Origin of the sequence: Mesorhizobium sp. M7A.F.Ca.MR.362.00.0.0, assembly GCF_004023175.1 — a bacterium.
GTDB lineage: Bacteria > Pseudomonadota > Alphaproteobacteria > Rhizobiales > Rhizobiaceae > Mesorhizobium.
This window is the reverse complement of sequence record NZ_RZTF01000323.1, coordinates 1-7,299: the sequence shown is the minus strand read 5'-3', so window position 1 is coordinate 7,299 and position 7,299 is coordinate 1. Positions and strand designations below refer to the sequence as shown.

Below are 7,299 nucleotides of genomic sequence, written 5' to 3'. Positions count from 1 at the left end.
CTTGAAAGGCGATGCCACCGGGGCGACGGTGCCGGTCGTGGTCCTGTCGACATGCGGCGCGGGGGCCAATGCGGTGCGCACCGGCTTCGATACCGGCGCCACTTCGGGAGCCTGGGCAACGGGCGGCGGCAGCGGCCGCGTCGAGACCGGATCGAGGCTGGAGCGACTGACCGACTGTGTATGGCTGCCATCGATCGGAGCGGCGGCGACATCGCCCGGATAGGGCTGCTGTACGGCATCCTGCTTGTTGATGATGGTGCGCTGATTGTTGGTCGAGGATGTAAAGACGTCGTCGACGCCATTGAACCGCGAAACCTGGGAACTGCACCCCGCAGCAGCACCCGCGACCATCAGTATGGCGCAGCCTCGCGCCAGATTGCGACCGCTTGTCTTCAAAACACTGAGTTGCATCGCACTAACCCGCACATACCCGGTACAAACTAGGCATGATTAAAGCGCGTTAATGTTACTCGACGGTTAACCCCATGGAATCCGGCGCAATTTTTCTTAAAATATTAGAGAGCGAGCCCAGGGGAGATTTTCAGGTCATGCCGGCCGGGGTCGAAGACGCACCCGACGCGGCGCGGCCTGATCATCGGCATACGCGCTAGATGATAGCGGCGACACCGCGCAGGATCGGCTGCAGGCGAACGAGGCCGATGTCTTCACGCTCGAAGCGGCTGCCGACCTTGGTCAGCTTGGCCAGCACCTGTTCGCCCTCTTCGGGGCCGATCGGCGCGATGACGATGCCGCCACTCGACAATTGGTCGAGCAGGAAACGCGGCAGGCTGTCGAAGGACGCCCATGCAACGATGCGATCGAACGGCCCTTCATTCGGCAGGCCACCGGAACCATCGGCGTGGCGCACGATGACATTGCCGATGCCGAGCGCCTCGAAGCGCTGCCTGGCCTGCTCGGCGAGCGTCTTGTAGCGATCGGTGGTGATGACCCGCGCCGCCAGCCGCGACATCACCGCCGAGGTGTAGCCCGAACCGGTACCGATCTCGAGCACGCGGTTGCCCTGCTCGATAGCGAGCGCCGCGATCACCGCCGCCTGCATATCGGCACCTTCGATCGCCTCGCCGCATTCGATCGGCAGCATGCGGTCCGACCAGGCGATCTGATGGAACTGGGCCGCCAGGAAGCCGCGCCGCGGCGTCGCCTCGAAGGCCGCGATCAGCGCTTTCGGCACAGTCCCCCGACCGCGCAGACGCAGCAGAAAGGCAGCAAAACCTTCACGGTCATCGATCCCTTGGTTCATGCAAGCGCCTTGCTCAATTGGTCACGGATTTCATGCGCGGTCAGATCGAGCTGCAGCGGCGTCACCGACACCAGCCTGTTGCGCAAGGCGTAGAGATCGGTGCCTTGCTTGCCTTCGACCGGCTCGCCGCCGAAGCGCAGCCAGTAGTATGGCAGGCCGCGCCCGTCGCGGCGCTCGTCGACCCACAGGGAGTGCACGAGCTTGCCTTGCGTGGTGACCACCGTGCCGGCGACCTCTTCGGGCGTGCAATTGGGAAAATTGACGTTGAGCAGCACGCCGTCCGGCAACGGCGTCGCGACAAGTTTCTTCAGCAGCGCCGGCGCCAGCACCTCTGTCGTCTCGTAGGGCACGACGCGATCTTCGCCGACATAGCTGTAGCCCTGGCTGAGCGCGATCGAGCGGATACCGAGCAGCGCGCCTTCCATGGCGCCGGCGACGGTGCCCGAATAGGTGACGTCATCGGCGATATTGGCGCCCGAATTGATGCCGGACAGGATCAGGTCGGGTGCGCCAGGCAGGATTTTCTTGACGCCCATGATGACGCAATCCGTCGGCGTGCCGCGCACGGCAAAATGCTTCTCGCCGATCTTGCGCAGCCGCAGCGGCTCCGAGATCGACAGCGAATGCGCGTAGCCGGACTGGTCCTGCTCGGGCGCCACCACCCAGACATCGTCGGACAGCGTGCGCGCGACCCGTTCGAGCGACGCCAGGCCCTCGGCATGAATGCCGTCGTCATTGGTCAGGAGGATACGCATTATTTCGCTTCGATCTTTTCCAGGCCGCCCATGTAAGGCCGCAGCACTTCAGGAATGGTTACGCTGCCATCCTCGTTCTGGTAGTTTTCGATGACGGCGATGAGCGCGCGGCCAATGGCTGTGCCCGAGCCGTTGAGGGTGTGGACGAAGCGGTTGCCCTTGCCGTCTCTGTCCTTGTAGCGCGCGTCCATGCGGCGCGCCTGGAAATCGCCGCACACCGAGCAGGACGAGATCTCGCGATAGGCGTTCTGGCCGGGCAGCCAGACCTCGATGTCGTAGGTCTTGCGCGCGCCAAAGCCCATGTCGCCGGTGCACAGCGTCATGGTGCGGAACGGCAGGCCGAGCCGCTTCAGCACTTCCTCGGCGCATTGCGTCATCCGCTCATGCTCGGCAAGTGACGATTCCTGGTCCGTGATCGACACCAGCTCGACCTTGTAGAACTGATGCTGGCGCAGCATGCCGCGCGTGTCGCGCCCGGCCGAGCCCGCTTCCGAGCGGAAACACGGCGTCAGCGCGGTGTAGCGCAGCGGCAGTTTTTCATGCGCGGTGATTTCTTCACGCACAAGGTTGGTGAGAGGGACCTCGGCAGTGGGAATCAGCCCAAGCCTGCCCTCCCCGTGCGGCGTGAAGAACAGATCTTCCTCGAACTTCGGCAATTGGTTGGTGCCGAACAGAACATCGTCCTTGACCATCAACGGCGGGATGACTTCTTCGTAGCCATGTTCGGTCGTATGCAGGTCCAGCATGAACTGGCCGAGCGCACGTTCCATCCGGGCCAGTCCGCTTTTCAGCACCGTAAAGCGCGAGCCCGACAGCTTTGCCGCGCGCTCGAAATCCATCATGCCGAGCGCTTCGCCGATCTCAAAATGCTCCTTCACCCAGTTCGGCCGCGTCGGCACCTTGCCGACGAGGTGCTTGACGACATTGTCGTGCTCGTCCTTGCCGACAGGCACGTCGTCGAACGGCACGTTGGGAAGCACTGCCAGCGCATCGGTCAGCGCCTTGTCGAGCTCGCGTTCGCGCGCCTCGCCGTTCTGGATGAAGACCTTGATCTCGCCGACTTCGGATTTCAGCGTCTCGGCCAGGGCGGCATCGCCCGAACGCATGGCGTTGCCGATCTCCTTCGACGCGGCATTGCGGCGCTCCTGCTTGGTCTGCAGCTCGGTGACGTGCTCGCGCCGGGCCTCGTCCGAGGCGATCAGTCCGTCGACCATGGACTGCGCCTCACCGGCCGACCACGAGCGCTTCACCAGCGCCTCGACAAGGGCCTTCGGGTTGTCGCGAATCCATTTGATGTCAAGCATGGTTTGAAACGCTCCTGGGTAGCATGTCGCCCAAAAGTGCACAGCGATTTGGGACAACGACATGCTCAAAACAAAACTGAAACGCATCGCTTTGAGCGCGATGCGTTTCAGCCAGAGGGCGTAAACCGCATCCGGGATCGATGCAAGAGGACGGGGCGACGACTGTGTTTTTCCGCCGCTGCAGCCGCTCTGTCGCCTATGAGGAGGCAGGTGCCGGGGGCTCGTCCGGTGCTTTGTCCGCCACCTCTTCCGCCGCGTCCTGCTTCTCGCGTGCCACGCGCTGCTTTTCCCGATCGCGCTCGATCAGCCGGGCAGCCCAGATGGACACCTCGTAGAGAAGGATGGTCGGGACGGCCAGGCCGATCTGACTCATCGGATCGGGCGGCGTCAGTATCGCCGCGACGACGAAGGCAATGACGATCGCCCATTTGCGCTTCTCGGCCAGTCCCTTGGACGAGAGCATGCCGACCCGTGTCATCAGGCTGGTCACCACCGGCAGCTGGAACACCAGGCCGAAGGAGAAGATCAGCGTCATGATCAGGCTGAGATATTCCGACACTTTCGGCAGCAGCGAAATCTGCACCTGATCGTCGGTGCCGGCCTGCTGCATGGCGAGGAAGAACCACATCACCATCGGCGTGAAGAAGAAATAGACCAGCGATGCGCCCATCAGGAACAGGATCGGCGATGCGATCAGGAACGGCAGGAAGGCGTTGCGCTCGTTCTTGTACAGGCCGGGCGCGATGAACTTGTAGATCTGCGTGGCGATCAGCGGAAAGGCGATCACCATGCCGCCGAACATGGCGAGCTTGACCTGGGTGAAGAAGAATTCCTGTGGCGCCGTGTAGATCAGCTCGACCTTGTGCGGATCGAGCCCTGCCCACTGCGTCGCCCATTTGAACGGCACGACCAGGAGGTTGAACAGTTTCTTGGCGAAGAAGAAACAGACCAGGAAGGCAACGAAGAAGCCGCCCAGCGACCAGATCAGCCGCCGGCGCAACTCGATCAGATGCTCCATCAGCGGCGCGGACGATTTCTCGATCTCGTCCTTTTCGGTGTCCGAAACGCTCACTTGGCGGCTCCCGCCGTCTTCTTGGCCACCGGCTTCTTCACCGCTGCAAGCTTCGGTTCGGCTTTCGCCCCCATCTTGGTCGCTACAGTCTTGGCCGCGACAGCGTTGGCCGCAGCGGGCGTCTTGGCCCTGGGCGCTTCAGGCTGTGCCGTCGTCATGGCCTTCGCCTGCGTCTTAGACGCAGACGCTGCCTTCGCGGCAACCTTTGCACCATTTGCCGAAGCTTTTGCAGCCGGCGTCGCTTTTGCCGGCGCAGGCTTGGCTGGTTTCTTCGCCGCGGACGCCTTCGGCGCCGCAACGGGTTCCGCCGGCGCTGACGAGGTCACCACCGATTCGTCGGTCATTGCCGGAAAAACCGGCGCTGCTGGCGCTGCTTCCGGCGCGTTGACGCCAGGCATGGTCGTTGCACCGTTCTTCAACGGCTCGGCCGTTTGCGGGGTCGAAGCGACAGAGCTTGCCGGATCGGCTGCCGGCTTCGGCTTCATCGCCGCATCGACGCCGGAGCGAACGTCGGCCGCGGCCTGTTCGAACGGATTGAGCTGCTTCCTGATCTCAGCCATCGGGCTCATGCCCCTGAGCTCGTCGACGGACTTCTTGACGTCGTCGAGCTCGGCTTCCTTCAGCGCCTCGTTGAACTGTTTCTGGAAATCGGACGCCATGGCGCGCAGCTTCGCCGTCGTGCGGCCGAAGGTGCGCAGCATATTGGGCAAATCCTTGGGTCCGACGACCACGATCATGACGATCGCGATGACCAGCATTTCGGTCCAGCCGACTTCAAACATGGCACTCTGTTCCGACTAGAACCTTGGGCTCAGCTCTTGCTGGCTTTTTCCTTCGCGGCCGCAACGGTCTCGTCGGCACGATGTTCGACGGTGCGCTTGTCTTCGGCAACCTCGTCGTCGGCCATGCCCTTCTTGAAGCTCTTGATACCCTTGGCCATATCGCCCATCAGCTCGGGAATCTTGCCGCGGCCGAACACCAAAAGCACGATCACCAGCACGATCAGCCAATGCCAAATCGAAAATGAACCCATAGCAAATCTCTCTCGAATGTTTTCCCTGGCGATGATCTATGCGTTTTCGCGTTGGGATTCAAACACAACTGCGACAGAGTTTATGAAAGGGTGACGGATGTCACGCATTTTCGACGGGAACGCCCGCTACGAATCCGCGCATCCTCATCAAGTTGGCCGCCAATGCCAGTCAATCTTCCGTGACGCGCGGCGTCAGCAGGCCGAGTTCCTCGAGATCGATGTCGGTCAGCGCATCCTCGTCGTCGGTCAATGCGTCGGGATCGGCCGGCGGCTGCGGAATGGAGAAATTCGACGGCATGCGGCCCGAAAGCAGTCCAGCCCCCTTCAGTTCCTCCATGCCAGGAAGATCGCGAATCTCTTCCAGCGCGAAATGGTCGAGGAAGGTCTCCGTCGTACCGTAGGTCACAGGGCGTCCGGGCGTCTTACGCCGGCCGCGCATGCGCACCCATTCCGTTTCCAGCAGCGTGTCGAGCGTACCTTTCGAGGTTTCGACGCCGCGGATGTCCTCGATCTCGGCACGCGTCACCGGCTGGTGATAGGCAATGATCGCCAGCACTTCGAGAGCCGCGCGGGAGAGCTTCCTTTGCTGGACGGTATCGCGGCTCATCAGGAAAGCCAGGTCGCCGGCGGTGCGGAACGCCCAGGCGTCGCCGACACGCACCAGATTGACGCCGCGCCGCGCATAGATCTGCTGCAGCTCGGCCATGGCCAGGACAATGTTGATGCCGTCAGGGAGGCGTGCCGCGAGCTGCTTTTCGCTGACGGGTTCGGCGCTGGCGAACACGATCGCCTCGGCCATGCGCACGGCCTCGGCCAGATGCAGCCGCTCGGCCGGGTTCTGTAGCTGCTCGGCCGGATCCCGGGAAAGCGACTCCTCTTCGGGTGCATCGCCGACCTTGAACGGGATAACCGAAGCGTTGGCGCGTTCGCTCATGATGCCACCTCGACTGCCTTGATTGCCTGCGTGCGCCCGCGCAGGTAGATCGGCGCGAACGTCTGATCCTGCCGCACGTCCATCGTGCCGTCGCGCACCAGCTCCAATGTTGCCGCAAAAGAACTGGCGATTGCCGTGCGCCGCTCCTCGGGGCTGGTCATGTATGCGATCAGAAAACTTTCCAGCGCCGTCCAGTCGCTTGCAGCCCCGACCAGGCGGGTCAGGATGTCGCGCGCATCCTTTAGCGACCAGACACCGCGCCTGGCGATCGTCACATTGTTGATCGCCTGCTTCTGGCGTTGCTGGGCATAGGCGGTCAAGAGATCGTAGAGCGAGGCCGAATAGGCGTTACGCTTTTCGACGATGACCATTTCGGGCATGCCGCGCGCGAACACATCACGGCCGAGCCGGTTGCGGTTGACCAGACGCGCCGAGGCGTCGCGCATAGCTTCCAGCCGCTTCAGGCGGAACTGCAGCACCGCCGCCAGTTCCTCACCGCTTTCGCCCTCGTCGCCGGGTTGCTTGGGGATCAGGAGCTTGGACTTGAGGAAGGCCAGCCACGCCGCCATCACCAGATAATCGGCGGCAAGCTCCAGCCTGAGCGCCCTCGCCGTCTCGACAAAGGTCAGATATTGCTCGACCAGCGCCAGGATCGAAATGCGAGCCAGATCGACCTTCTGGGTGCGGGCAAGATGCAGCAGAAGATCGAGCGGACCTTCGAAGCCGGCCACGTCGACAACCAGCGACGGGTCGCCGGTAACGCGTGAATCGTCATTCTCGGCCCACAGACGGTCCATCGGTGCGGCCTTCGAGGCCTTGCTTTCCAATGTCTCCGCCACTCCTGTCACTTTCCCTTTGCTATGCCACCGCATCGAAGTAGGTGGCGAATTCGGCGCGTATTTCGGTTTCTTCGACCGTGTCACGGTTCTTTATATAGGTC

8 protein-coding genes and 1 pseudogene are annotated in these 7,299 nt (G+C 62.6%); all 9 read right to left on the bottom strand.

What is annotated here, in order from left to right; genetic code table 11:
• Positions 1–411, bottom strand: a pseudogene (locus EOC06_RS28535) (peptigoglycan-binding protein LysM); the annotation flags it as partial.
• Between the two features lie 196 nt (positions 412–607).
• Complete coding sequence (locus EOC06_RS28530; protein WP_127267601.1) at positions 608–1,261, bottom strand: protein-L-isoaspartate(D-aspartate) O-methyltransferase; 654 nt, start codon at positions 1,259–1,261, stop codon at positions 608–610.
• Positions 1,258–2,016 carry a 5'/3'-nucleotidase SurE gene (surE, locus tag EOC06_RS28525; protein ID WP_023812184.1) on the bottom strand — a complete coding sequence of 253 codons (759 nt, stop codon included), beginning with the start codon at positions 2,014–2,016 and terminating at the stop codon, positions 1,258–1,260. The genes EOC06_RS28530 and surE overlap by 4 nt, the downstream gene beginning before the upstream one ends.
• A complete protein-coding gene (gene serS, locus EOC06_RS28520) occupies positions 2,016–3,320 on the bottom strand; it encodes a serine--tRNA ligase (RefSeq protein WP_127267600.1) in 1,305 nt (434 codons plus the stop codon). The genes surE and serS overlap by 1 nt, the downstream gene beginning before the upstream one ends.
• A gap of 196 nt (positions 3,321–3,516) precedes the next feature.
• On the bottom strand, positions 3,517–4,392 hold the full coding sequence (gene tatC / locus EOC06_RS28515; RefSeq protein WP_128309373.1) for a twin-arginine translocase subunit TatC: 876 nt from the start codon (positions 4,390–4,392) through the stop codon (positions 3,517–3,519).
• Positions 4,389–5,174, bottom strand: a complete 786-nt coding sequence (tatB, locus tag EOC06_RS28510; protein WP_128309372.1) for a Sec-independent protein translocase protein TatB — start codon at positions 5,172–5,174, stop codon at positions 4,389–4,391. The genes tatC and tatB overlap by 4 nt, the downstream gene beginning before the upstream one ends.
• Before the next feature lie 29 nt (positions 5,175–5,203).
• The gene (locus EOC06_RS28505; RefSeq protein WP_023812188.1) at positions 5,204–5,425 is read right to left on the bottom strand and encodes a twin-arginine translocase TatA/TatE family subunit; all 222 of its coding nucleotides are present in this window, start codon (positions 5,423–5,425) and stop codon (positions 5,204–5,206) included.
• A gap of 169 nt (positions 5,426–5,594) precedes the next feature.
• Positions 5,595–6,359 (bottom strand): SMC-Scp complex subunit ScpB, encoded by a 765-nt coding sequence (gene scpB / locus EOC06_RS28500; RefSeq protein WP_128309371.1) that lies wholly within the window; start codon positions 6,357–6,359, stop codon positions 5,595–5,597.
• Entirely contained in the window at positions 6,356–7,156 is an 801-nt protein-coding gene (locus tag EOC06_RS28495) for a ScpA family protein (protein ID WP_050596706.1), read from the bottom strand. The genes scpB and EOC06_RS28495 overlap by 4 nt, the downstream gene beginning before the upstream one ends.
• Positions 7,157–7,299 lie beyond the last annotated feature (143 nt).

What these genes read in the sequence shown, in the direction of transcription:
- EOC06_RS28530 (WP_127267601.1), bottom strand. Translation starts at nt 1,261, where the DNA reads ATGAACCAAGGGATCGATGACCGTGAAGGTTTTGCTGCCTTTCTGCTG.
- EOC06_RS28495 (WP_050596706.1), bottom strand. Translation starts at nt 7,156, where the DNA reads ATGGACCGTCTGTGGGCCGAGAATGACGATTCACGCGTTACCGGCGAC.
- serS (WP_127267600.1), bottom strand. Translation starts at nt 3,320, where the DNA reads ATGCTTGACATCAAATGGATTCGCGACAACCCGAAGGCCCTTGTCGAG.
- scpB (WP_128309371.1), bottom strand. Translation starts at nt 6,359, where the DNA reads ATGAGCGAACGCGCCAACGCTTCGGTTATCCCGTTCAAGGTCGGCGAT.
- surE (WP_023812184.1), bottom strand. Translation starts at nt 2,016, where the DNA reads ATGCGTATCCTCCTGACCAATGACGACGGCATTCATGCCGAGGGCCTG.
- tatB (WP_128309372.1), bottom strand. Translation starts at nt 5,174, where the DNA reads ATGTTTGAAGTCGGCTGGACCGAAATGCTGGTCATCGCGATCGTCATG.
- EOC06_RS28505 (WP_023812188.1), bottom strand. Translation starts at nt 5,425, where the DNA reads ATGGGTTCATTTTCGATTTGGCATTGGCTGATCGTGCTGGTGATCGTG.